Genomic DNA, 25,591 nt, shown 5'->3' on the forward strand with positions numbered 1-25,591 from the left:
ATTCTTATTTAATACACTTAAACACTCCCCCTTCTTCCACCTCTACACCTGTTATAGTCATTCCAGTCACAGTGTAATAATAATTGCCATTTTCAGCTTCATTGCCTTTAATATTGCCATCCCAACCCTGTAGATCAGAACCTGTTTCAGAATAAATCATGCTCCCCCAGGTATCATATATATTCAGAGTAATAGTTGTAAGACCTCTATAAACGGGGGCGAAATAATCATTCATCCCATCACCATTAGGTGTAAATGCATTAGGAATAATTATATTATAGCTGTTATTGAGGTTTATAGTATAGCTATATGTTTTAATACATCCTGAAGAATAAGTAACACTTTGTATTACCTCATAGCTTTCTTCATTAGCATATATATGAGATGGATTATCTTGATTTGAAAAAGTTCCATCACCAAAATTCCAGTACACTTCTATATAATCGCCAGATGAAGTATTTGTGAACTGTATAGGATCATTAATCGAAAAAGAATCGGTATTTCTATAACTTTCAGAATCTAAATCAAAGGAAGCTTCTCCTATTTCTGGCAAATCAACCATATAAGTATAAATAGCAGAACATCCATTACCATCTGTGACTTCAAGAAATATTTCACCATTTTGAATAGTTGACATAATTTCGTCATTATCTCCCCTCACATCACCAGAAGACCATGCAAAATCATATGGCTCAGTACCACCACTCACCTCTGCCTGAAAATTCTGTACAATCATGTTATTATTACAATCATATGACGTATCAGTCTGAACATTTAAAACTAAAGGTGTCAGGACTTCAATAGTAAAAGAATCGCTAACTTCACATCCTGCAGCATCTGTAACATTAACTATGTAATTTCCCGCAGGTACTTCCATAAGATCTTTCGCAGTATTTCCATTAGACCAATGATAAGTGTAAGGCTCTGTACCCCCAGCCATATCTAATATAACATCCCCACCTTTTTCTACATTGCAAGCTGGAATTGATGTTACAGTTCCATTCACACTTAAAACATCAGATTCTTCAATGGTAAATAAAGCTGAAATTTGACATCCTCCGGCATCCATAACTGTTACTTTATAACCTCCGGCTGCAAGATTCTCACGTACATCTCCTGTTTCGGCACTATCATCCCAAATAATTGAAAGTGGCTGTTCGCCTCCTGTAATATTCAATTGTATATTTCCATCATTTGCCCCGTTACATGTCACATCTCTAATAACAGGATCAATTGTAAAAACATTTGCTTCAGAAATTAATACCTGCTCATCAATTTGGCAGCCAGCACTATCAGTTACTGTAAAATTATATTGGCCTGGTAGTAAATTTTCGTAATATAAATCTGTGCCTAGTTCGCTTTCTACAGAGTAAGGCGCTGTTCCGCCTGTTATATTTAAAGTTATAGTAGCGTCATTACTACCATAGCAGCTAATTGGAGTTCTCTCAATAATTAGTATTAATTCAGCAGGCTCTATTATCGTGTAACTTGCAGTTGTTGTACAACCTGCATCATCCATAACTTCGAGATCATAAATACCTGCTTCCAAGCTTGAAATATCGGCTGTGGAGGCTGAAAATCCGTTAGGGCCTGTCCAACTGTAGGTATAACCGGTACTGCCGGGTTGACCACCGCTGACCTCAATATTCAGACTTCCGGTGGAATTGCCAAAACATGCGACATCGGTTTGTGTGGTTAATGCAATTTCTATTTCAGTAGGTGCATCGATGGTGAACGAAAGGGTTTGTGGGCCACAACCATTATCATCAGTTACCATAACTTCATAAACCCCCGGTTCCAGATTAGTTAGATCTTCCGAAGTGGAAAAAGCCGCTCCGTCCTTAGTCCAGGAATAGGTATAAGTTCCGGTTCCGCCCGTGGCGGTAATGGCTATACTTCCATCTGCAGCTTCAAAGCAGCTAACATCTGTTTCTAAATCCGCTGCAAGCACTAATTCAGCTGGTTCGGTAATCGTGTAACTTGCCGTTGTTGTACAGCCCACATCATCCATAACTTCGAGATCATAAATACCTGCTTCCAAGCTTGAAATATTGGCTGTGGAGGCTGAAAATCCGTTGGGGCCTATCCAACTGTAGGTATAACCGGTAATGCCCGGTTGACCACCGCTGACCTCAATATCCAGACTTCCGGTGGAATTGCCAAAACATGCGACATCGGTTTGTGTGGTTAATGCAATTTCTATTTCAGTAGGTGCATCGATGGTGAACGAAAGGGTTTGTGGACCACAACCATTATCATCAGTTACCATAACTTCATAAACCCCAGGTTCCAGATTAGTTAGATCTTCCGAAGTGGAAAAAGCGGCTCCATCTTTGGTCCAGGAGTACATGTATGTTCCGGTTCCGCCGGTGGCGGTAATGGCTATACTTCCATCTGCAGCTTCAAAACAGCTTACATCTGTTTCTAAATCCGCTGCAAGCACTAATTCAGCTGGTTCGGTAATCGTGTAACTTGCCGTTGTTGTACAGCCCACATCATCCATAACTTCGAGATCATAAATACCTGCTTCCAAGCTTGAAATATTGGCTGTGGAGGCTGAAAATCCGTTGGGGCCTATCCAACTGTAGGTATAACCGGTAATGCCCGGTTGACCACCGCTGACCTCAATATCCAGACTTCCGGTGGAATTGCCAAAACATGCGACATCGGTTTGTGTGGTTAATGCAATTTCTATTTCAGTAGGTGCATCGATGGTGAACGAAAGGGTTTGTGGACCACAACCATTATCATCAGTTACCATAACTTCATAAACCCCAGGTTCCAGATTAGTTAGATCTTCCGAAGTGGAAAAAGCGGCTCCATCTTTGGTCCAGGAGTACATGTATGTTCCGGTTCCGCCGGTGGCGGTAATGGCTATACTTCCATCTGCAGCTTCAAAACAGCTTACATCTGTTTCTAAATCCGCTGCAAGTACTAATTCAGCTGGTTCGGTAATCGTGTAACTTGCAGTTGTTGAACAACCTGTATCATCGGTGACTTCGAGATCATAAATACCTGCTTCCAAGCTTGAAATATCGGCTGTGGAGGCTGAAAATCCGTTGGGGCCTATCCAACTGTAGGTATAACCGGTAATGCCCGGTTGACCACCGCTAACCTCAATATCCAGACTTCCGGTGGAATTCCCAAAGCATGAGACATCGGTTTGTGTGGTTAATGCAATTTCTATTTCAGTAGGTGCATCGATGGTGAACGAAAGGGTTTGTGGGTCACAACCATTATCATCAGTTACCATAACTTCATAAACCCCAGGTTCCAGATTAGTTAGATCTTCCGAAGTGGAAAAAGCGGCTCCGTCCTTAGTCCAGGAATAGGTATAAGTTCCGGTTCCGCCGGTGGCGGTAATGGCTATACTTCCATCTGCAGCTTCAAAACAGCTTACATCTGTTTCTAAATCCGCTGCAAGCACTAATTCAGCAGGCTCTATTATCGTATAACTTGCCGTAGCCGTACAGCCCGCATTATCGGTGACTTCGAGATCATAAATACCTGCTTCCAAGCTTGAAATATCGGCTGTGGAGGCTGAAAATCCGTTGGGGCCTGTCCAACTGTAGGTATAACCGGTACTGCCCGGTTGACCACCGCTAACCTCAATATCCAGACTTCCGGTGGAATTCCCAAAGCATGAGACATGGGTTTGTGTGGTTAATGCAATTTCTATTTCAGTAGGTGCATCGATGGTGAACGAAAGGGTTTGTGGACCACAACCATTATCATCAGTTACCATAACTTCATAAACCCCAGGTTCCAGATTAGTTAGATCTTCCGAAGTGGAAAAAGCGGCTCCGTCCTTAGTCCAGGAATAGGTATAAGTTCCGGTTCCGCCGGTGGCGGTAATGGCTATACTTCCATCTGCAGCTTCAAAACAGCTAACATCTGTTTCTAAATCCGCTGCAAGCACTAATTCAGCTGGTTCGGTAATCGTGTAACTTGCAGTTGTTGTACAGCCCACATCATCCATAACTTCGAGATCATAAATACCTGCTTCCAAGCTTGAAATATCGGCTGTGGAGGCTGAAAATCCGTTGGGGCCTGTCCAACTGTAGGTATAACCGGTACTGCCCGGTTGACCACCAGTCACGGTTGTCTCTATTGAACCGTCCTTTACGCCAAAACAGCTAATATTTGTTACAACCTCATTTATGTCAATCTTAGCCAAAACAGTTACTTCTCTAAAGAATGAGGGTCCTGCACATCCATTAGTATAGGGAATAATCGTGTAGACAAGAACACTTGAATTTCCTGTAGGATTGATATTAGTCAAGGTCTGACTAAATTCTGCTTGAGGCGTCGTCTCTGCGGTCGCTCCTGTGACCGTTCCTATTGGAGTAACAAAAGGCAAATCCCATGTGTAAAGAGTTACAGGCGGTGGTGCACTGCCATCCTGATTCAAAGGGATATTTATAAATGTTTCTCCTGAACAAACTTCCATGCGTTCAAAACCAATATCTGCTACTTGTTGTGCATTTATAGAGGCTACATCAGAAATTAAGGGAGAACAACTAGTAGGAGTAAAATTAATAATGCAGTAATAATAAACAGTTCCTTCAATTGCACTGGGGGTATAGCTTGCAGAAGTAGCTCCCGCTATAAGAGTACCTGATGTATTATCATCTATATTATTCATGTACCACTGGTAAGAAGGAGTACCTGTTGATGTATCATAGGCAACTGTCAGATCTTCTAAATCGTCGCTATTACTACCACAAATAGCCTGAGATTGAGGTTGCTCAGTAAAAATAGGTTTTTCTTCTATGCTAATAGTTACTGTGCCACTTTGATTTTGAGAATCACCAGCATCATCAATTACATTTAGAAGTTCATATATATAGGTTCCTGAAAGAGCACTATTAACCGGCAATACCGCAGAATCTGATCCTACAGCAGATGTTATTGTCTCAGGGGCACCACCATTTACAGAATAAGTAAAAGTATATGGTGAGCTTCCTGCTGCACCTGTAAAAGTAACTTCTGGATCTGGTGAATCATTCTGGCAAAGACTTGTGCTCCCACTTATGGTTGCAGTAGGTAAGAGAAAATCTGGATTTACTAAAAAAGAGAGATCTTCAGCAGAAGAGCGACCTAAGTCTAATCTTCTCCCCCGATTACCGGTAAAAAGACTCAAGCCTAATAAGCCAGCTATTAAAACAAGAAAGCAAAATTTTTGCATGGGGTATTTTCAATTTTGCGGGAAGAAGTTCTAGCGTAATTTAATTACAACTATTATTATCATTAAATATCTTATGTTATTTCTTTAAATATTAACTGTTCATCTTCTAATGTAACTGACGTACTGTATTTATTTTTTAACATAATTTTATTCATGGTAAAATCTCACTTTTATAACTTAAAACCTAGCTAAAAATCATAAATATTGATTTTTAACACTGCGAATTAAAAGCCTCTCGCTTAAGAATTAAATGTCCACAAATCATAATAATTAAATTTAAATGAAACTTTAGCTGTTGAATTCATTGTTATTCATGAAATTACTTTTTTTTCTGAAATAAGATATTCGTAATTTAGAAAGGTATTTTTTTCGATAATTCAATACCAACCAACCTAAATAAACATAAATGACAACCAGAAGAAACTTTTTAGCCCAGACAGGTGCAGTAGCCATGGGCACTTTAATTCTACCCTCTTTTTCATTTACAAGTCGCACAGAAAAAGATCTGGGCGTACAACTCTATACATTTAGAGATGCTATGCAGGCAGATGCAAGAGGCACACTTGAGAAAATTGCCATCTTAGGTATTACACAAATAGAAAGCGCAAGAAGCCAAAAAGGAAATTATTATGGGCTCACCCCCAAAGAAATGAAACAGGTTTGCAAAGATCTGGGTATGACCCTTAAAAGCGGGCATGTGCATATGGACGAAAATTGGGAAGACACCATGCAGCAGGCTGTTGATTCTGGTCAGGATTATTTAATTGTTTCTACTATGCCGTCTGAAGGACAGACAATTGATAATTATAAAAAAGTAGCTGAAGCTTTTAATAAAGCGGGAAAACAATGTAAAGATCGTGGACTCAAATTTGGTTATCACAACCACAATTACGAGTTTGACAAAGTTGATGGCAAAGTACTTTACGACGTACTGCTCGACAATACAGATGCAGACCTTGTACATATGGAACTTGATCTGGGCTGGGTCGTGGCTTCGGGCAATGACCCGATGGATTATTTTAACCGCTATGAGGGACGTTTCCCGCTGTGGCACTTAAAAGATATGGATCTGGCCAAAAAAGAAAGTACAGAATTTGGTAAAGGCGGCTTGCCGCTTGCAGATATTTTAGACCATAAAAAAGAATCTGGTTTAAAATACATTTTTATAGAACAGGAAGAATATGCAGACAATCCTTTTGACAGTATGCAATACAATCTTGATTATTTAAAGCAGATGTAATTCAATTAAATAGTCAGGAACATGCCTGTTTACAGGCGAAAACGGGGTGAAGAAGTTCATCCCGTTTTTATTTTTAAAATTCCCAGCCCTACTTTATTTAAATTGCAGTGATGAAAGCAGCCTCTGTCGCAATAATTAAAAAAGATCTTAAACATCGTTCACAGGAAGAACTTGTAGAACTGGTTTTACGCTTATCAAAATTTAAGAAAGAAAATAAAGAACTGCTAACCTATTTGCTCTTTGAGGCAGATCATGAAGAAGGTTATATTGAGATAATAAAATCGGAAATAAATGACCAATTTTCGGCCATAACAAGCAAAAACTACTACTACATCAAAAAAAGCATACGCAAGATACTACGGGAAACTAAAAAGTACATTCGCTATAGCGGAAATAAAGAAACAGAGGTCATTTTATTACTGCATTTCTGCGAAAAACTTCAAGAATTTAAGCCCTCTATTTCGCGCAATACTACACTCAAAAATCTCTACGATCGCCAGTTAGATCTCATTAACCGAAGGATTGCAGCACTACATGAAGATTTGCAGTATGATTACCTAAGAGAACTTGAGGCTTTAAATTGAACTATCCACAATACAATCATACATTACTGAAATTCAATAATTTAACCACGCCAAATGATAAATTGCTTATATTTAACAAGTTATTTAGATAAATAACTAAAAACTCCCCTTTTTCGCTTCTAAAATAGTATCCCTTTTTATCATTGTTTTTAATGAATTCAAGATTTGGATATGCACTATTTTCTGCCTTTCAGTTTAATCACGTCTACTTCAGGTTATACTCTTTCCGCAAGTTCATTAAGCTTTTCCCCTATTTATTATTCCGCACATGCAAGCTTTTCAAAATGTAAACACTCATAACAATTACAAATATTTACAATTATGAAAACCCTCATTTTTTTAGTACTCGCAATATTTATTTACTCAGGCTGTGAAGACAAAAAACCAGAACGCTACACCCAGCAGTCACCAGAAATAGCCACTTACAAAAAGGTCATAGCTGCTTATGAAAATCAGGATTGGGAAGAGTTGATCAGTCATTATGCAGATACTGCAAAAATCATGAACAATGTTACCGAAGAGAACGGACTCACTATTTCACAACTTGTTGATCAGGATAAAGAAGACGCTTCAATTTTTAGAGATTGGGACTTTGTAGATAAAGATTCAGAATATGAAATGGTTCTTACAGACAAAGGCGAGACCTGGGTAAATTTCTGGGGATTATGGCAGGCTACTTTGCAAGCTAACAACAAACAATACAAGATACCTGCGCACATCACTGCTCGCTTTGTTGATGGCAAGATCGTAAAAGAATTTGGCTACTGGGACATTTCTGAAATTACCACAGACATGCAGACCATGCAAAATACAATCCTGGTCCCAGAACCAATAATAGATTAACCATCAACAGCGTTTCCAGACCAATAAAAAATCGCCATAAACAGTTACAAAATCGGTTAAAACATGAAAAAATCAGCTTTATTTCTATTCGTTTTCCTGTGCTCCTTCAGTATGTATTCCCAACAAAGTGCTACTGATAAAAATATAGAAATGTACACTTCAGTTTGGGATGAAATAATTAATGATGGCCAAATTAATAAAATCAACAATTCAAGTTTTGACCCAGAAGTTACACTCATTTCAAGTCCCGAAAACATTGTGGGGATTGACGCTTTTAAAACATATTATCAAAATTACCTCACGGGCTTTTCAGACATAACTTTTAACATTGTAGAGGTTTTTGGAGATGGAGATGGTGATAAAATTGTAAAACACTGGAATTTTAAAGGAACGCATAGTGGTGATTTCTTTAGCATTCCCGCTACAGGAAAAACGGTTGATGTTGAAGGCGTGACTTTAGTCAAAATGAAAAATGGCAAGATCACTCAGGAACAGGATTTTATGGATAATGCAGTGTTTTTGCAGCAATTAGGCCTTATGTCTAATCCTGAAAATATGCAGGTAATTGATAACTTATACAAATCGTTTGCTTCTGGCGATATACCCTCAGTTCTGGGGGCTATGGATCCTAAAATACAATGGAATGAGGCCGAAGGTAACAGGTACGCAAGCGGAAATCCCTACATTGGTCCTGATGCGGTTTTAAACGGAGTTTTTATCCCCATAGGTGGAGATCATGAATATTTTAATCTTACAGATATTGATTTACATGAAATGAGCAATAATCAGGTATTTGCAACTTTAAGATACAATGCAAAACTCAAAAACGGGAAAGCCTATGACGCACAGGTAGCCCATTTATGGACGTTAAATGATGGAAAGATTATAGCTTTTCAACAATATGCAGATACTAAAAAACTGGCTGAAGCAGAAAATAAATAGCAGACTATGACGACGGGAAATAACCACTGGACCAAAGAAGAATTAAAAACATACATACTGCTACTTTGCGCAAAGGCAGATCAATATGAGAGTGAAAATGAGATTGACCTCATAAGATCTAAAATTGACATTAACACTTTTGAAAAAGTTTACACAGAAATTTCTAAAGACAATGAAGAAAACAGTCTTGCTAAAATACAGGACAATATAGCCTGGCACGAGTATTCTAATATGGAGTTATCTAAGCTTAGAAAAGAGATGCACGAAGTTTTTTTGAGCGATGAAAAATTCACCATGATGGAAAGGAACATTGACCGGATATTAGACAATATTATTTACTAGAACCGGGGACAAAAACTTACAATTCTTTTATTAGAACTTCATTCTTAATGATAAGAATTTTAGTTTCTTCAAGTAGCGATTTTTCCTGCTTTAAAAACTCATTGATCTTATCTTCTGTGTCTGTGAGCTCCACCACATGAGGATGTTTAAAGTGTCTGGTTTCGCTCGTCCAGTGTATTTTCTTTTTTTCAAAATAACCTTTACTCACATTAAAATTGATTGCCTGATCCAGATCAAAAGCTTTTGCCTTTTTAATGAGCTCAGTGGCAAAATCTGACGAACTTATTTTCTTCCAAAAAGAGACGTTTTTAATTTTTTGACCGTACTCAAAATAAATTCGCACCGTAATTAAATTCGTCATTTTTTCTCCCTTTTATTTTTAATTTCAGAAAGCTGAAGTCCTTTTTCTCTCAGGTAAGTATTGTTTTTTGGGCTTCCTATGATCTGCGAGGCATAAACACCAGAATGTCCTGAAAATAGGTAAGAAACACTGCAGGCAAGCGCGATAAATACTCCAGATTCTATACCAAATAATTCAATTCCCATTACGGTACACGCGATAGGTGTGTTAGTTGCACCGGCAAATACGGCTACAAAACCCATCCCGGCAAGCAAACCCATTGGCAACGGAATAAACCAGATCAACACATTCCCTAAAGTAGCTCCTATATAGAATAACGGAGTCACTTCACCGCCTTTAAAACCAGCGCCCAAAGTGAAAGAGGTAAAAAGAAGTTTTGCCAAGAAATCATACGAATTGAGATTGATCACGAAAGAATCTACAATTGTGGGCAAACCTAAACCAATGTATTTTGTTGTGCCGATGCTATATATGGCTATTGCCAAAACAACCCCGCCAATAACCGGCCGCAACGGTGGATATTTTATATGTTTTTTAAACAAGTTGCTCCAGAAATGCGTCGATTTTGAAAAGAGCATCGCAACCAGACCGAAAATTATTCCTGCAAGAAGCGCCCACAACAAGTTTACAGGATTCATTTCGGCGACAGTATCTATATGATAATGTGTATGAGAGACATCCCACATTTGGCAAAAATAATCAGCTAAAACTGCCGCTATAAAACTGGGGATTATGGCATCAAGCCTGATTCTTCCTAATACCAAAACCTCAAGCGCAAAAATTCCGCCCGCGAGCGGAGTCCCGAAAACCGAGGCAAAACCGGCACTTATACCGGCAATTAGAACGATTTTTCGATCTCTGTTAGAGAGTTTAAAAAGTTTAGTAAAGCGATCTGCTACCGCACCACCTACCTGTACTGCAGTGCCTTCACGACCTGCAGAACCACCAAATAAATGCGTTAAGATAGTTCCGAAAAGAACCAGCGGCGCCATTCTAAACGGAATGATTTTTTTAGGAGAATGAAATTCTTCAAGTAAGAGATTGTTTCCTTTTACAACACTATCGCCATATAGATGATAAGAAAGACCAATGATAAATCCGCCCACAGGAAGTAAAGCGATGATCCATAAATGTGCTTCTCGCCAGTTGGTCGCCCATTCTAAACTTAAGAGGAAAAATGCAGAAATACTACCCGCGATCAACCCAATGAGCGTACAAATTGCAATCCATTTAAAAAGATAGATGAGAGACGGGAATTGCTCTATTGAGGTGAGAAAATTTTTAAGTTTTTTTATTTCCATTTTGCCTTATATACATGAGTTCTACCTTGGCATTTGCCAGTAAAAGTAGAAGTCATCAGTCCTAAAAAGAACAGTTCAAGGCAGACCTCATTGCCTAAAGAACAGCAAAAATAAGATAAAAATTCAAAAACTTCAGAATAGGCGCCTTTTTCAGATTATTGAGGTTAAATAAGTTCTTCAACTGAAATAAATTTCGCAAGCGGCATTACTTCAAAATTTAATTTTATTCATTTATATTTATTGATATTCAGCTAGTTAATAAATTATATTGTGTTCTTTAGAAAATTAAAGCGCGTACTCATAAAAGAAAATCGTTTCACTAAATACCTGCTCTACGCCGTGGGCGAAATTCTTCTTGTAGTTATAGGAATTCTCATCGCTCTCGAGATCAATAACGCAAATGAAGTACACAAGAACCGGGAGATTACCAATACTTATCTTGAGAATCTGGTAAAAGAGATAGACTACAACATTTATATTTTTGAAAATGCCTTTGTAAATCGATATGATGTAAAAATGAAAGGTCTCTATCTCGCCCGTGCTATCTATGAAGAAAACATTGAGATTATAGATACAACAGAAGCCGTAAAAAGTCTGGGATTGGGCGGTGTCTATGCCACGGGAATTGCAGAACCGGGGAACTCGATCTTTACAAGTCTCAACAATACCGGTAATATAAGGCTACTTGATTTTGAACTGCGCACCGCAATCCTAGATTATTATACAGATCTTAAACTGGCGCACCAGATGTCTAAAGATCAATTAAGCGGTTACAACTTACTTATGAATTCCCTGCGTCCTTATAACCCGGAAACTCCAGATTCTACAACTGCCTATTCCAGAAAATACGTTTTAGAAAAAGCGAAAACAGAAGAATTCTATCAAACTGCTAATCTCGAAATATCCAGTGCAAACCATAATTTAAGGCGCATAAAAAATATAATAGCTCAAGGCGAAAACCTCATTAAAATGATTGAAAATCGGTTAAAAGAGTGAAAAATCGGCTTATAATCTTATACCTTTATTAGCCATATTTGTAACTATTAAAATTGAATGAGCAAAGAAGAAACACATGATCTCATTGGTTTCCTTTCTGTTTTCAGTCAGGAAGTCCAAGAGCTTGTGCTCTCACTTCGCGAGTTTATTTGGGATCAATTTCCACAAGCTAACGAACTCATTTATGATAATTACAATGCGCTGGCCATTGGCTGGTCACCGTCTTTAAAATCGAGTCAGACTTTTTGTACAATTTCTATTTTTAGAACAACAATGCTGTACATTTTGGCTTTTATTGGGGCAGCGTACTCAAAGATTCCGAAAAAATACTGGTTGGTTCAGGTAAGTAATACCGGTATATTTTGGTCAAAAATCGGGAGAATTTGCCTAAAAACTACCTGATAAATCTCATGCAGGAAGCCTATTCTTTTTCACTTTCAAAAACAAAACCAGCCGATTTAAACGAACAAGGCAAAACCATCACAAAATCTATTTCTGAAAAGAAAAGGGAAAAGAAAAAGCCTTCTTGATTTTTACTGAATCTTCATATTATGAAGAAACAAAAAGCTCTTTAAGATATTTAATATTAGATTTAGCCGAATCAATTACCTCAGCAGATCTTCCGTTAAGGATCAATTTTCCCATACTTGTTGCAAAACCTTTTACCTGATCAAATTTTAATTGTGGAGGCATCGCAAGGGCATCAGGATCTGTAAAAATACTTACAAGCGCCGGTCCTTTATGAAACAAGGCTTCTTCAATTACATTATGTACTTTATCTGAATCCTGAACCGTCCATGCTTTTATATTCATAGCTTCAGCCACTCTCGCAAAGTCAGGGTTTACCATATCTGTCTGCCAATCTGGAATACCCGCGACCTGCATTTCAAGCTTAACCATACCCAGAGTTCGGTTATTAAAAATGATGATCTTGACAGGGATTTGATACTGACTTATAGTCATCAAATCACCCAAAAGCATACTTATACCGCCATCGCCACACAAAGCGATTACTTGCCTTTCCGGATGAGATAATCCCGCTCCTATCGCCATGGGCATTGCATTTGCCATAGAACCATGATTAAATGAGCCGGTAAGATATCTGTTACGTTTCCCTTTTAAATAGCGTGCTGCCCACACTGCAGACATTCCCGTATCTACTGTGAAGATCGCATCATCTGTTGCCAGGTCGTCTATTATAGCCGCAACATATTCTGGGTGAATTTTTTCTTCTTCATTCTTGCCGCGTACATAGCTTTCATATTTCTCTTCTATCTCCATGTGTACTTTACGCATTTCCTTTAGAAAGGTATCATCGGTTTTTGCTTCAACCGCAGGAAGCAATGCCTGTAAAGTAGCTTGTATATCGCCGCAATAACCATAATCTACCTTTGCTCTTCTACCTATACGCTCCGGCTTCAGATCAATTTGTACAATCGTATTTTTTTCGGGTAAATAATCTGTATATGGAAAATCTGTTCCCAGCAAAATAACCAGATCTGCCTCGTGCATAGAGAGAAATCCCGATTTTGTCCCAAGAAGTCCGTTAAGCCCAACAGCAAATGGATTTGTTTCTTTATCAAAGAATATCTTTCCTCTAAAACTAAACCCCATGGGAGCCTGTAATTTTTCGGCCAGCTGCATTACTTCAGCTTGTGCATCTTTGCAGCCGTAACCGCAATAGATCATCACCTTTTTATTAGAATTGACCACCTCGCTCAATTCTTCTAATTCTGCCTTTCCGGGAAGTATAACCGGGTTTGTATAATAATTTTTTTCAGAAGTAGTGACCGCTTCGGCCTCTGCCTCTGCAACATCGCCGGGAAGTCCTAAAACGCCAACGCCTCTTTCATTTATTGCATGTTGAATAGCGCCTTGTAAACCATGAATTGCCTGCGTAGGCGTATTTGCCATAAAGCAGTACTTGCTGCAGTCGTCAAACAATTTAACCACATTAGTCTCCTGAAAGTTTACCGTACCCAATTTATTTGTAGTAATTGTAGAAGCAATCGCGATCACCGGATTTCCAGAGCGATTAGCATCATAAAGTCCGTTGATTAAATGTACGTGCCCGGGACCGCTACTTCCCATGCAACAACCTATACCGTTGAGTTCTGCATCCATAGAAGCAGCATAAGCCCCGGCTTCTTCGTGTCGCACATGCACCCACTGTATACTGCCATCTCTGCGTATCGCATCATTTACAGGATTTAAACTGTCACCGGTAATGGCATAAACTCTTTTCACACCCGCTTTAACCAGCATTTCTACAAGAACATCTGCAACACTTTTAGCCATATCAATAGTTTAGGATTCGTGAATCTTTTGACTAAAGTTATCGCTTATCTCATTCAGGAGGTGTTAATTAACTCGTAAGAATAGAGCGTTGAAATGTTAATCGTTATGATTTGTAGTATCTAAAGCCATTCTTAAAATACTTACGGGATGCAAAGCCTCTCGCTGTGTGCCGTCTTTTATTTGATGACGGCAGCTCGTTCCCGGCGCGGCGATAATCGTATCTGCAGCAGCTTTGCGTACTGCGGGAAATAAAGTTTGTTCACCAATATTCATACTTACCTCATAGTGCTCTTCTTCATAACCAAATGAACCGGCCATCCCGCAGCAACCCGATGGGATAATTGTAGGCTTATAATTAGCTGGAAGATTGAGAATCGCAAATGTATGTTCTATTGAAGAAAGCGCTTTTTGATGACAATGCCCGTGTATCTTTAAAGTTTTGGCTTCGGTAGTAAATGTATCTGCAGTGATATTTCCTGAGCGCATTTCATTATGTAGAAATTCGTCAATTAAAAAGGTATTAGCGGCAATCGCTTTCGCGGAAGCGACATTTTTCACAAGCCTTGAGTATTCATCTCTAAATCCTAAAATGGCAGAAGGCTCTATCCCAATAAGCGGAGTTTCAGCTGAAACCAATTCTTTAAAAATATCAACATTTTTACACGCTACTTTACGCGCCTCTTTTAAGAATCCTTTTGAAATAAAAGATCGACCGCTCTCAGGATGCTTTACAATGCGAACCTCATAATTGAGCTTCTGTAAAAGCACGACCGCATCTTCACCTATTTGTGCATCAAGATAATTTGTAAACTCATCTACAAACAGGTAAACTGATTTTACAGGCTGCTGCGGATTATTATTTAACAGCGACTTTAATGACTTCCTAAACGTCTTTTTAGAAAGCGGCGGCAGGCTACGTTTTTTTGCAATGTGCAGCGTGCGCTTCATAAAACCAGCTGTAAGTTTGCCTTTATAGATCGCGTTTGTAAATCCCGGGGCTACAGCTGCAAACTGATTAAGATGACTGTTAAATGCAAAAGCCCTGGTGCGCATTGAGCTGCCATTTTGCTTTTTGTATTGATATTGAAATTCTGCTTTTAAAGTCGCAACATCAACGTTGCTGGGACATTCACTGGCGCAAGCCTTGCAACTTAAGCAGAGGTCAAAAACCTCATTGAGCTCTTTGTGATTAAATTTGTTCTTGACTTCAGAAGTGGTTAAAAATTCGCGTAAAGCATTTGCCCTACCGCGAGTTGTATCTTTCTCATTGCGTGTAGCGCGATAACTTGGGCACATGGTACCACCGGCAGCGGGAAGTTTACGGCAATCGCCGCTACCGTTACATTTTTCGGCGGCACGTATTATCCCTTCAGAATCTTCAAAATTAAGCAGTGTTTTTACTTTTGGCTCTTTGCGGTTGATCTCGTATCTCAGATTACGATCCATAGGATACGCGTTTACGATCTTACCCGGATTAAAAATATTTTCAGGATCAAAAATCTTCTTGATCTTCTTGACAATTTTATAGTTCTCCTCGCCTATCATAAGCGGAATAAATTCGGCTCGCACAATACCGTCACCGTGTTCCCCGCTCATAGAGCCGTTATATTTTTTTACGAGTTTAGCGACATCTGTGGTGATTTTTCTAAAGAGAACAACATCTTCCTTTTTCTTTAAATTCAAAATGGGACGTAAATGAAGCTCTCCTGCTCCTGCATGGGCATAATAAACAGCGTCTTGTTTATAGCCTTTCATTAAAGCGGAAAATTCGTTGACATACGAAGATAAATCCTCAAGCGCTACTGCAGTATCTTCTATACAAGCCACAGCTTTGCGATCACCTACAATATTACCCAGCAAGCCTAATCCTGCCTTTCTCAACTCCAGCGCCTGGTCTATCTGCTCCCCGTGCAATGGCGGAAAAGCATACGCCAAACCCGATTTTTGTAGTGTTTCCGTTAGTTTTTCTGCCTGCGCAATCGCAGTTTTTAAATCGGCTGCGCGCACTTCCAGCATTAAAATAGCTGCAGGATCACCCTGAATGAAGAATCGGTTTTTCTGCTGCTCGCGGTTATTAAGCGTACAATCAAGAATCACCTTATCCATCATTTCGCAGGCGTACAGATTGTGTTTCATCGCTGGCACAACAGCCTGTAAACATTTCTCAATACTTTCAAAATGGGCGGCGACCATCACGCCATGTTCAGGCGGCAGCTCATCCAGTTTTAAAGTTACTTCTGTGGTAAAAGCCAGCGTACCTTCACTCCCGGCAAGCAGTTCACAGAAATTAAATTGCTTCTCATGCTCATCAAAAACCGCGGTATCGATTAATTTATCGATTGCATAGCCTGTATTTCTGCGATGAATCTCAGGTTTTGGGAATTCATCGGCTATTTTTTGTCTTGTTTCAGCCGATTTTAATGCTTTATAGACCGATTTATACAGCTTACCCTCAAGTGTTTTTAACTTTCGCTTTTGCGAAAATTGAGCCGTGTTCATAGCTTCAAAAACCACTTCGCTGGCATCGCTGAGTAACGCCTTTACCTGAACTACTTTATCGCGCGTAACGCCGTATTGAATAGATGTTGTGCCTGAAGAATTATTACCAACCATGCCGCCAATCATGCAGCGATTTGAGGTGGAAGTGTTTGGTCCAAAGAAAAGTCTGTGAGGTTTCAGGAATCGGTTTAGTTCGTCCCGTATTACCCCGGGTTGTACCGTAACCGTTTTATTTTTCGCGTCAAGCGCTATGATTTCAGTGAAATATTTTGAGACATCTACTACAATTCCGTCACCTACACATTGCCCGGCGAGCGAAGTTCCTGCTGTTCTTGGTATTAATGACGTATTATTAGCTTTCGCGAAAATTATTAATACTTTAATATCTTCTACAGATCTGGGAAAGGCAACTGCGAGCGGCATTTTGCGATACACCGAAGCATCTGTGGCATAGAGTGTTTTATGTAAATCATCAAAAAAAAGTTCGCCTTCTAAAGTTACGGCGAGTTGCTCTATGGCTTTCTTCAGGTCTATCGTCATACTTCAAAAATACAATAATGATGTTTTGTGATTAACAATATCTTAAGCAAGGTTAACAAAAAATTGGCTGATGTAAGAATGCAGCGCAATAGCTCAACAATTACATTTGTCACATTAACAATTAATCAAACTAATTATGAAAAAAATCTTTTTATGCGTCCTTTTTATTGCAGGATGTTTATCGCAAACAAATGCTCAGGAAATTGCAGAGAATGCGTTGGGGCTACGCTTAGGAGATAATGATGGTTTTGGCGGGGAAGTTTCTTATCAAAGAGCTTTAAGCGAAAACAACAGACTAGAACTTGATCTGGGCTGGAGAAATGGTAACGACTACGACGCGGTAAAACTTGCCGGTGTTTACCAGTGGTTATGGAACATTGACGGCGGTTTTAACTGGTATGCCGGTGCCGGTGGTGGTCTGGGAAGTGTAGGTTATGATGCTAATTATCCCGGTCATGAAGATGACGATGAGATCTTCGTTTTTGGTGCTGGTGATATTGGGATTGAGTACAACTTTGATATCCCATTGCTGTTGTCACTAGACTTTAGACCAGAAATAGGTTTTAATGATTTTAATAACGATGTGGGTTTTGACATCGCTTTAGGTATACGTTACCAGTTTTAAGAAGATCCTGACTATTAATTATAGTGGGCAAATGAGAATGATTTGTTTAAATGCCTCTGCAAAAGCAGAGGCATTTTTTATTTGATCAATAATTTTGAAATAAACTCTTTACCTGCAGAAGCAACTTTTACAAAGTACAAGCCGCTTTGCAAATCACTTACCTCAACATCTATTTTTTTATTGGTGGGCGTTAACTGATTGCGTTTTAAAACCTTCCCTGCAAGATCAAAAACCTCATATTTTAGGGGTAAAATCGATGTAGTTTTTAGATTAATTATGAAATTATTTACGGCAGGATTTGGGTAAATAGTAATATCATTTACCTGAAAATCATCTGTTGCTAAAACAGTCGCTCTTGTATTGCTAACAGCCTCCCCGCTTAATGTATTATCTACAGAATTACCGGTTACTTTAAACCAGATCTCTGCACCATTCTCAACTGAAGCTGAGCTATCTTCCCATAAGTAGCTTGTAGATGTAATGCCCGTTGCGATTGTATTAAAAGTCACCTGATCATCTGTGCTGTACTCGAGATCATAAGTGAGCGGGCGCCCATCATCAGGGTTTGTGACTTCCCAGGTAATTGCGGTACTACTGTCCCAGCTATCTGTTGACGGACTTGTAACATTGAGTTCAGGATTTGTATAGTGATGTAATAATTCGGCAAAGCCTTCGCCTGTGACGGCTACACCGTTTACAGTTCCCGTAATTGTGGTTGTGCCTTCATAAAAGCGAATAGGCAAAGAAACTTCGGCATTGTGTTGCAAAGTGATTATTGTAATATCTACATTGTCTGTAGTAGATGTAAGTCGCCACTTTTGAGCGTAGCACCGCGCATCATCATCTGTAAATTTGTATTCTAATCTTTCGAGATGAAAATCGCTTATTGTGTACTGTGTATTCTCGTCTTTGTAAACGGCCATAAACTTATATTTTAAACCCTCTGGTATTTCGCCCTGAGCGGTAAATAAATTCCACAAATTAATATCCATACCGTTTGAGAGATTTATGCTCATCCATTCATAATCTTCACTATTGTAAGGATTAAAACTTCCGTATTGCCGGTCTATCCATGAAGTTCCTGTAACATTCTCTGTGATTCCGTTTAAAGTTATAGAACCGTTTACTTGGTTTTTTGTCTGGGAATAGTAATACGTGTAATTAGAACCACCGCCTTGCTCAAAAAAGCCATCGTCCTCAAGAATAAGTGGGTCTTTAAGCGCTGCATAATCAAGAGTGAGATTACCTGATGAACTTGTAGCATTTATAGAATACTCAAAAGGAATAAGATCGCTGCCATCTTTTTTTGTTACCCAACTGTCGTTGCCACCTAAAAAGATATTTGCTCCTATTTCTAAATGGTCTGTCGCCAGCGTATTGTAATTGACCAGTGATGTTTGTGGATAAAATGCACCGGTGTCATCATTACTGAAGTTTAAAATGCGAAACCCATCAAACCCACTTTGTGGATAGTAAAAGTAGGTGAGCATATAACTGTAGTGATTGCCCGTAGTCTCCCCTACAACATGACCTGTGGTATACCACCATTCTATAGGTTCTGTAGTGTGGTGCCCTTCATCAACAGGAAAAGAAATAAGACTTTCGGCTGACGGTAAAAATGGATAGATCTTCCAGTCCTGCGCACGAACTGGTGCGCACAAAAGCGCAAGAGCCAGAAATGGCAATACGTATTTTAATTTCATGTTGAGAGAGTTATGATTTGTTGGTCAAAAACCGGTAAAAAAGGTCAAAAATCGACCTAATTAGCCTAGTTTTCAATCAAATATAACATTCTCCTGACTGGGATTGAATTAAATACCGGAAATTTTACTTTTGAAAAAACAATTTAGACTTTTTCAATTTTTAAAGCTTTGAGATAAACCTCTTCGTACATAGGTACAATAGCATCTATATCAAATTTACGTGCTTCTGCTCTGGCTTGCTTTTTAAACCGGGCAAGTGTATCATCATCCTGAAGAATACTTATAGCATTTGCTGCCATACCTTCAAGATCACCTATCTCATTAAGATAGCCAGAAACACCTTCTACATTTACTTCGCCTAAACCTCCCGCGTTAGAAGAAACTACAGGAACACCGGCAGCCATCGCTTCTAGAGCTGCAAGACCAAAACTTTCTGCCTGAGAAGGAAGCAGGAACAGATCTGAAAAGCATAGAATCTTATCAATCTCGTTACTATTACCCAGAAATACTACTTTTTTAGAGATTCCTAATTCCTCACACAGCTGTTCTGCAGGAGCTCTTTCTGGGCCCTCGCCTACCATTATAAGTTTGGCAGGTACATGTTGCTGTATCTTATGAAAAACCTTTACAACATCTGGTATACGTTTAACTTCTCTAAAGTTACTTATATGCGTTACGATACGTTCATTTTCAGTCGCCATAAGATCACGCTGGCAATCTGTGAATTCTGAATGAATATGGCTAAAATCAATAAAGTTAGGTATAACCTTGATTTTCTTTTTAATATCAAACAAACGCAGGGTATCCTTTTTAAGGCTCGCAGAAACCGATGTTACCACATTGCTTTTGTTTATACTAAAAGTTACCGCTGGTTTATAAAAGGGATGATTACCTACAAGAGTAATATCTGTGCCGTGAAGTGTTGTAACCATGGGTACATTTATACCTTCCTGCTTTAGCATTTTTTGCGCCATATAACCTGCATATGCGTGTGGTATAGCATAATGTACATGAAGCACATCTATATGATATGCTCTTATGATATTTACCAATTTACTTGAAAGAGCAAGCTCATATGGCTGATAATGAAAGAGTGGATAATCTGGTACATTTACCTCATGAAAAAAAATCTTCTCATTGAGAAGATCAAGCCTTACTGGCTGCTTGTAGGTGATAAAATGTACCTCATGGCCGCGCTTAGAAAGAGCGATACCAAGTTCTGTGGCTACAACCCCACTACCACCAAAGGTGGGATAACAAACTATAGCAATCTTCATTATGCAAAAGTACTAATTAACTATGGCTTCCTGTATAGCCTCTTGTATTATAGTGCGCAGGTTAGAAGTGATCAACTTTCTATTATCTGCAGTAGGAAAAGTGCGGTTAGACAGGAATACATACACAATTTCAGATTCAGGATCTGCCCAGGCTAAAGTGCCGGTAAAACCTGAATGCCCAAAACTACTATCTGAAACACAACCACATGTAGGCCCTACTGTTCCTAATTGCGGTTTATCAAAACCTACACCGCGACGCACATTTTCTTTACAATAATAGCAGGTATTAAAACTATCCATCGTTTCTTTTGAGAAGAATCGTTTGCCGCCGTAATAACCATTTTGCAGATACATTTGCATCAATTTTGCAACATCATTAGCATTGCTAAAAAGACCGGCGTGACCACCAATATTGTTTTCCATAGCCGCTCCCATGTCATGTACATATCCCTGTATTTGCTGCATACGGTAATAGGTATCATTTTCTGTGGGGACGATATCATCTTTTGCAAATTTAGTAAGCGGCAAATATCCCGTATGATCTGCACCTATTTTGCTGTAAAAATGTGCCTGAGATAACTCATCCAGATTTTTACCGTAATAGTCTTCAAGATATTTTTTGAACAAATAATAAGAAAGGTCACTGTACTTATAACCTTTATGCGGTCTTAAGTCTGAATCTGCGATTATTTTAACGATGCTATCCTGATAATCTGAGCGTAGATAAACTTCATCTGCTACTTTTATATCAAAATCATCTGAAGGTGCCTTACGGTAATATTTTTCTGAGATCTGTCCCGTGGCACTATCCAGAGTATGAATGTAGAAAGGAATCCAGGCTTTAAGTCTTCCGTAATGAGACAATACTTCTTTTACCGTAATATTGGTCTTATTTGTATTTTTTAATTCCGGAATTATGTTTCCCAGTTTATCATTTAAATGAAGGGTTCCTTCATCTTTTAATTCCATCAACAGTGGTAATGTCGCTAATATCTTGGTCATACTCGCCAGATCATAAACATCTGTAAGAGCTACTTTCTGTTTTTTAGTATATGTATGAAAACCAAATGCTTTCTCATAAATCACTTTTCCATGGCGCGCAACAAGAACTTGTGCCCCGGGAAACATCACACCGTTTAATCCTACTTTGACCAAAGAATCTATTTTCTCCAGCTTTTTAGAATCCATTCCTTCTTCTTCAGGAATACCATATTTTAACCTGCGCAGTGTTCCCGTTTCATAACTAGTACCCACCGGAAAATCGGTACCTAGGGAAACCGGCGATTTACCCGACGCGCCTATTGCCCCAAAAATAAGCTGAGCGCTCATTTCCTGTACTATATTGCTGTTTTGATAAGACAGTACAATGCTCTCTATATTATCATTTGCAGGCAGATCTAGCAAAGCATAAGGTCGTACAAATAAATCCAAAACAACCTGATTATCTTCTGCTATGCCATTTATCCACTCAATATCTTTTGCTGTGAGTTTGTATGATTTCCACGGGGTAGCGTTTGATCTGTGAAAACCAATGATCACATAATTATAAGCTCGTAGATCTTCTAGCAATTGAGGTAATGTAGGTGCACTAACTTTAGCAACTTTTGCGTAGCGTGTCATCTGGTGATAAAATGCTTCACCACTATCATCACCTAATTCTACATAAGCTATTTTTTTATCGTCAAGATCTTTTACAGGAAGAACCGCCTCTTTGTTGCGCAATACTGTAAGAGCATCACCTATTGCTTCTCTGTAAATAGCTTCATCTTGTGGGGTATTTAGGTCTGAAACGAGGTTTTTAAGCTCTACAGGCTGATATTTATTAAGCCCCACCTTATATTTGGCATAGAGAATTTTCTTAACTGATCGTGCTAATCTGTCTTCAGAAATCTCTCCTTTATTATACGCTTCTTCTATTTTCTGAATTGCCTTTGGTATGTTTTCGCTAATAAGCAAAATATCATTTCCGGCCTTAAAAGCAGCAAGATCTATATCACCCGGCTGCTGAAAATTAGAAGCACCTTTCATATTGAGTGCATCTGTAAAGATGAGTCCTTTAAAATCAAGACTATCTCGTAAAATATCATTTACAACTTTTTTAGAAATGGAAGTGGGGTATCCCGGTCTGCTCTCAAGCACAGGCACATCAAGATGCGCGATCATAACACTTGCAATACCGGCATCTATTACCCTTTTATACGGGAACATCTCAATGCTGTCAAGTCTTTTTCGTGTAAACGGTAATGTGGGTAATGTTTTATGTGAATCCTGATCTGTGTCACCGTGACCCGGAAAATGCTTAGCACTTCCCAAAACGCCGGTTCCCTGCATTCCTTTTAAAAACGCTACTGCTTTCTGGGTTACATTCTCACGATCTTCACCAAAAGAACGGTTACCAATTATAGGATTATTTGGGTTTACATTGATATCTACATCTGGCGCAAAATTGATATGAACGCCTAATCTTTTACAATGAAAACCTATTTGCCTGCCTACTTCCTCTACAACTTTGTTGTCTTTAATGGCGCCCAAAGTCATATTCCACGGGAAAGCAAATGTAGAGTCTAGTCTCATAGAAAGACCCCATTCTGCATCCATACCTACCATTAGAGGAATTTTACTAATGGCCTGAAATTCATTATTGAGTTTTGCCTGTCTTACAGGACCACCTTTAGAGAAAATCACACCGCCTATATGTTGATTTCTAATAAGCGATTTTATGGCATCTGTCTTCGATTTAGGATCGCTCGAGAAAACATCGATCATAAACAACTGACCAATTTTTTCCTGAAGCGTCATCTTGTTATAGATACTATCAACCCAAACTCGTTGATCTGTAATATCTTTAGCAAGCAGCGGATTCATCTCCTGCGCAAATCCTGTAATTGTATATGTAATTAATAGAACGAAGGCAAACTTCTTCAGCATAAACTATTTTATTTAAAGAAACGGCTATGCCAGCTTTCTATTGCGGGCACCTCCCAATGTTCCTGATATTCTCCTTTTGTATTTATTAAATTATTAAAGACAATGGTGTTCTTACCTACCGCACCGTCTTTTGCCATCTTTTTAAACTCTAGAAGTGGTTTATAGTGCACTCTGTCATTTTGAATGTAAGTAACATTCATCTTATCAAGTAGTTCTGTATTAAACTCCTGCTCGAGTTGCTGTATAAAGCGCACCTGACTGTCTATAGAACAACCGCTGGCTGCGTTCTGCTCCTGGTCAAGACCTATAGCAATAAAACGATCGTATTTTATATCTGCGGCGGCATGTAGATTTGCGCCGTGGGCTGTCCATTGCTCAAGAAAGGTGTCTAATTTCGCTTTAAGCGAAACCAACTCATCTTCAGTAAATTTTCGGCTGCTTTGGTAGATCCACAAACGAGCTGAATCTGGAAGTTTGTCAAAAGAAATAAGCATACATTTAATTTGTCACAAATATACAGCAACACATCATTAAGCGCACTTACTTAACCATTGATTAAGAAGAAGAACTAAAAATCGGTCAAAAATGCCTATAAATCGGCCGCAGAGGCTATCATTTCGGCGACATCCATCACAGCAACGTTGTCTTCCTGCTCTTTGTTTTTAACGCCATCTGTCATCATCGTATTACAGAAAGGACAACCGGCAGCAATAACCTCAGGCTTGATCTCAAGAGCCTCTTCTGTACGCTCTATATTTACATCTTTATTACCTGGCTCGGGCTCTTTGAACATTTGTGCGCCACCAGCACCACAACAAAAACCTTTAGCCTTACAGCGTTTCATCTCTATAAGTTCTACCTCCAGCTTTCGTAACAAATCACGGGGAGCTTCATACACATTATTGGCTCTTCCTAAATAGCAGGGATCGTGAAAGGTAATGCGCTTACCTTTAAACTTACCACCTTCTATACTTAAGTGGCCTTCTTCTACGAGTGCTTTTAAGAATTGGGTGTGGTGCATAACTTCGTAGTTACCGCCCAATCCCGGATATTCATTCTTTATTGTATTAAAGCAATGCGGGCAGGCAGTTACGATCTTCTTAACCTCATAGCCGTTAAGAACTTCAATATTAGTAACAGCCTGCATCTGGAAGAGAAACTCATTACCTGCACGTTTTGCAGGATCACCAGTACAACTCTCTTCTGTACCCAGAACAGCAAATTCTACATTGGCCTTATTAAGCAACCGTACAAAAGCTTTAGTTATCTTTTTTGCACGATCATCAAAACTGCCGGCGCAACCCACCCAAAACAATACTTCTGGTGATTTGCCCTGCGCCATAAATTCTGCCATTGTAGGCACTTTAAGTGCTTCTGCCATTCAAATATTTTTAAATTCTTTCGGGGTTTGATTATGCCTTGACCTATCTTAAAATAAGATGGATAAATTACCCAATTATCTGCTCAAGTAAGGCTAAAATCAGAATTTAGTCTTTAAATACCTCGATCGTAACATCCTTTTCTACAAGGTCTGTAAACTTACCTTTGTAGCGTGTTGCGCGTACAAGATGGTTATCTATCCAGTGGTAGTTACCTCCTCTTGGTTTACCCATTAGAAGACTGTGATATTTGAAATTATTTTTCTCTAACCACTCTTCTGTCACAGCGCGATGCTCTTCTGTACGTGAAGTAAAAAAGCAAATAATATGACCTTCATCATACCACTTGTTTAATGTTTCTAACGCATCAGGAAACGGTTCACAAGTAGCCATACGCTCTGGCTCTTCATTAGGCACATCTTCTGTGATTGTACCATCAATATCAATTAGATAGTTTTTAATACCCGGAGGCAAAACCGGACTTACATGCTCACCATCTTTCACTTTTTCACTTAGCATTTTATCTACTTCTTCCTTTTTCATTA

Annotated in this window: 19 protein-coding genes and 1 riboswitch; of the genes, 8 read left to right on the forward strand and 11 right to left on the reverse strand. The window is 39.0% G+C overall.

The window, feature by feature from the left end:
* Positions 1 to 4 precede the first annotated feature (4 nt).
* The gene (locus ACH3O9_RS02205; RefSeq protein WP_416443939.1) at positions 5 to 5,188 is read right to left on the reverse strand and encodes a gliding motility-associated C-terminal domain-containing protein; all 5,184 of its coding nucleotides are present in this window, start codon (positions 5,186 to 5,188) and stop codon (positions 5 to 7) included.
* 406 nt (positions 5,189 to 5,594) lie between these two features.
* Between ACH3O9_RS02205 and ACH3O9_RS02210 the strand changes: the two genes are divergently transcribed.
* From ACH3O9_RS02210 to ACH3O9_RS02230, 5 genes are all read left to right on the forward strand, one after another.
* Positions 5,595 to 6,428 carry a sugar phosphate isomerase/epimerase family protein gene (locus ACH3O9_RS02210; protein WP_416443941.1) on the forward strand — a complete coding sequence of 278 codons (834 nt, stop codon included), beginning with the start codon at positions 5,595 to 5,597 and terminating at the stop codon, positions 6,426 to 6,428.
* A gap of 110 nt (positions 6,429 to 6,538) precedes the next feature.
* Positions 6,539 to 7,012 carry a hypothetical protein gene (locus tag ACH3O9_RS02215; protein WP_416443943.1) on the forward strand — a complete coding sequence of 158 codons (474 nt, stop codon included), beginning with the start codon at positions 6,539 to 6,541 and terminating at the stop codon, positions 7,010 to 7,012.
* A 321-nt stretch (positions 7,013 to 7,333) separates the two neighbouring features.
* A complete protein-coding gene (locus tag ACH3O9_RS02220; RefSeq protein WP_416443945.1) occupies positions 7,334 to 7,855 on the forward strand; it encodes a nuclear transport factor 2 family protein in 522 nt (173 codons plus the stop codon).
* A 63-nt stretch (positions 7,856 to 7,918) separates the two neighbouring features.
* The gene (locus ACH3O9_RS02225) at positions 7,919 to 8,797 is read left to right on the forward strand and encodes an ester cyclase (RefSeq protein ID WP_416443947.1); all 879 of its coding nucleotides are present in this window, start codon (positions 7,919 to 7,921) and stop codon (positions 8,795 to 8,797) included.
* 6 nt (positions 8,798 to 8,803) lie between these two features.
* Complete coding sequence (locus ACH3O9_RS02230) at positions 8,804 to 9,139, forward strand: hypothetical protein (protein ID WP_416443949.1); 336 nt, start codon at positions 8,804 to 8,806, stop codon at positions 9,137 to 9,139.
* Between the two features lie 16 nt (positions 9,140 to 9,155).
* Here ACH3O9_RS02230 and ACH3O9_RS02235 read toward each other — a convergent pair whose 3' ends face one another.
* Both ACH3O9_RS02235 and ACH3O9_RS02240 read right to left on the reverse strand, forming a co-directional pair.
* Positions 9,156 to 9,500 carry a DUF190 domain-containing protein gene (locus tag ACH3O9_RS02235; RefSeq protein WP_416443951.1) on the reverse strand — a complete coding sequence of 115 codons (345 nt, stop codon included), beginning with the start codon at positions 9,498 to 9,500 and terminating at the stop codon, positions 9,156 to 9,158.
* Positions 9,497 to 10,801: a voltage-gated chloride channel family protein gene (locus ACH3O9_RS02240; protein WP_416443953.1), complete on the reverse strand. Its 1,305-nt coding sequence runs from the start codon at positions 10,799 to 10,801 to the stop codon at positions 9,497 to 9,499. The genes ACH3O9_RS02235 and ACH3O9_RS02240 overlap by 4 nt, the downstream gene beginning before the upstream one ends.
* Positions 10,802 to 10,840: 39 nt before the next feature.
* Positions 10,841 to 10,905, reverse strand: a riboswitch (Fluoride riboswitch).
* Positions 10,906 to 11,071: 166 nt separating this feature from the next.
* Between ACH3O9_RS02240 and ACH3O9_RS02245 the strand changes: the two genes are divergently transcribed.
* Positions 11,072 to 11,797, forward strand: coding sequence for a DUF6090 family protein (locus ACH3O9_RS02245; RefSeq protein WP_416443955.1), 726 nt, complete (start codon positions 11,072 to 11,074; stop codon positions 11,795 to 11,797).
* Positions 11,798 to 11,854: 57 nt separating this feature from the next.
* The gene (locus ACH3O9_RS02250; RefSeq protein ID WP_416443957.1) at positions 11,855 to 12,199 is read left to right on the forward strand and encodes a hypothetical protein; all 345 of its coding nucleotides are present in this window, start codon (positions 11,855 to 11,857) and stop codon (positions 12,197 to 12,199) included.
* Positions 12,200 to 12,346: 147 nt separating this feature from the next.
* Here ACH3O9_RS02250 and ACH3O9_RS02255 read toward each other — a convergent pair whose 3' ends face one another.
* Together ACH3O9_RS02255 and ACH3O9_RS02260 are read right to left on the reverse strand one after the other, a co-directional pair.
* Positions 12,347 to 14,095, reverse strand: coding sequence for a thiamine pyrophosphate-dependent enzyme (locus ACH3O9_RS02255; RefSeq protein ID WP_416443959.1), 1,749 nt, complete (start codon positions 14,093 to 14,095; stop codon positions 12,347 to 12,349).
* A 96-nt stretch (positions 14,096 to 14,191) separates the two neighbouring features.
* The gene (locus tag ACH3O9_RS02260) at positions 14,192 to 17,134 is read right to left on the reverse strand and encodes an FAD-binding and (Fe-S)-binding domain-containing protein (RefSeq protein ID WP_416443961.1); all 2,943 of its coding nucleotides are present in this window, start codon (positions 17,132 to 17,134) and stop codon (positions 14,192 to 14,194) included.
* Positions 17,135 to 17,270: 136 nt separating this feature from the next.
* Here ACH3O9_RS02260 and ACH3O9_RS02265 point away from each other — a divergent pair, with 136 nt between their 5' ends.
* On the forward strand, positions 17,271 to 17,759 hold the full coding sequence (locus ACH3O9_RS02265; RefSeq protein WP_416443963.1) for a hypothetical protein: 489 nt from the start codon (positions 17,271 to 17,273) through the stop codon (positions 17,757 to 17,759).
* Between the two features lie 77 nt (positions 17,760 to 17,836).
* Here ACH3O9_RS02265 and ACH3O9_RS02270 read toward each other — a convergent pair whose 3' ends face one another.
* The 6 genes from ACH3O9_RS02270 to ACH3O9_RS02295 form a co-directional block, all read right to left on the reverse strand.
* The gene (locus ACH3O9_RS02270) at positions 17,837 to 19,462 is read right to left on the reverse strand and encodes a lipocalin-like domain-containing protein (RefSeq protein ID WP_416443965.1); all 1,626 of its coding nucleotides are present in this window, start codon (positions 19,460 to 19,462) and stop codon (positions 17,837 to 17,839) included.
* 143 nt (positions 19,463 to 19,605) lie between these two features.
* Positions 19,606 to 20,739 (reverse strand): N-acetyl-alpha-D-glucosaminyl L-malate synthase BshA, encoded by a 1,134-nt coding sequence (gene bshA, locus ACH3O9_RS02275; RefSeq protein ID WP_416443967.1) that lies wholly within the window; start codon positions 20,737 to 20,739, stop codon positions 19,606 to 19,608.
* Between the two features lie 12 nt (positions 20,740 to 20,751).
* The gene (locus tag ACH3O9_RS02280) at positions 20,752 to 23,667 is read right to left on the reverse strand and encodes a glycoside hydrolase family 3 N-terminal domain-containing protein (protein WP_416443969.1); all 2,916 of its coding nucleotides are present in this window, start codon (positions 23,665 to 23,667) and stop codon (positions 20,752 to 20,754) included.
* A gap of 8 nt (positions 23,668 to 23,675) precedes the next feature.
* The gene (locus tag ACH3O9_RS02285; protein WP_416443971.1) at positions 23,676 to 24,161 is read right to left on the reverse strand and encodes an ABC transporter ATPase; all 486 of its coding nucleotides are present in this window, start codon (positions 24,159 to 24,161) and stop codon (positions 23,676 to 23,678) included.
* Positions 24,162 to 24,256: 95 nt separating this feature from the next.
* Positions 24,257 to 25,048 (reverse strand): (Fe-S)-binding protein, encoded by a 792-nt coding sequence (locus tag ACH3O9_RS02290; protein ID WP_416443973.1) that lies wholly within the window; start codon positions 25,046 to 25,048, stop codon positions 24,257 to 24,259.
* A 106-nt stretch (positions 25,049 to 25,154) separates the two neighbouring features.
* Positions 25,155 to 25,589, reverse strand: a complete 435-nt coding sequence (locus ACH3O9_RS02295; protein ID WP_416443975.1) for a phosphoheptose isomerase — start codon at positions 25,587 to 25,589, stop codon at positions 25,155 to 25,157.
* Positions 25,590 to 25,591 lie beyond the last annotated feature (2 nt).

Origin of the sequence: Leeuwenhoekiella sp. A16, from assembly GCF_047946675.1 — a bacterium.
GTDB lineage: Bacteria > Bacteroidota > Bacteroidia > Flavobacteriales > Flavobacteriaceae > Leeuwenhoekiella.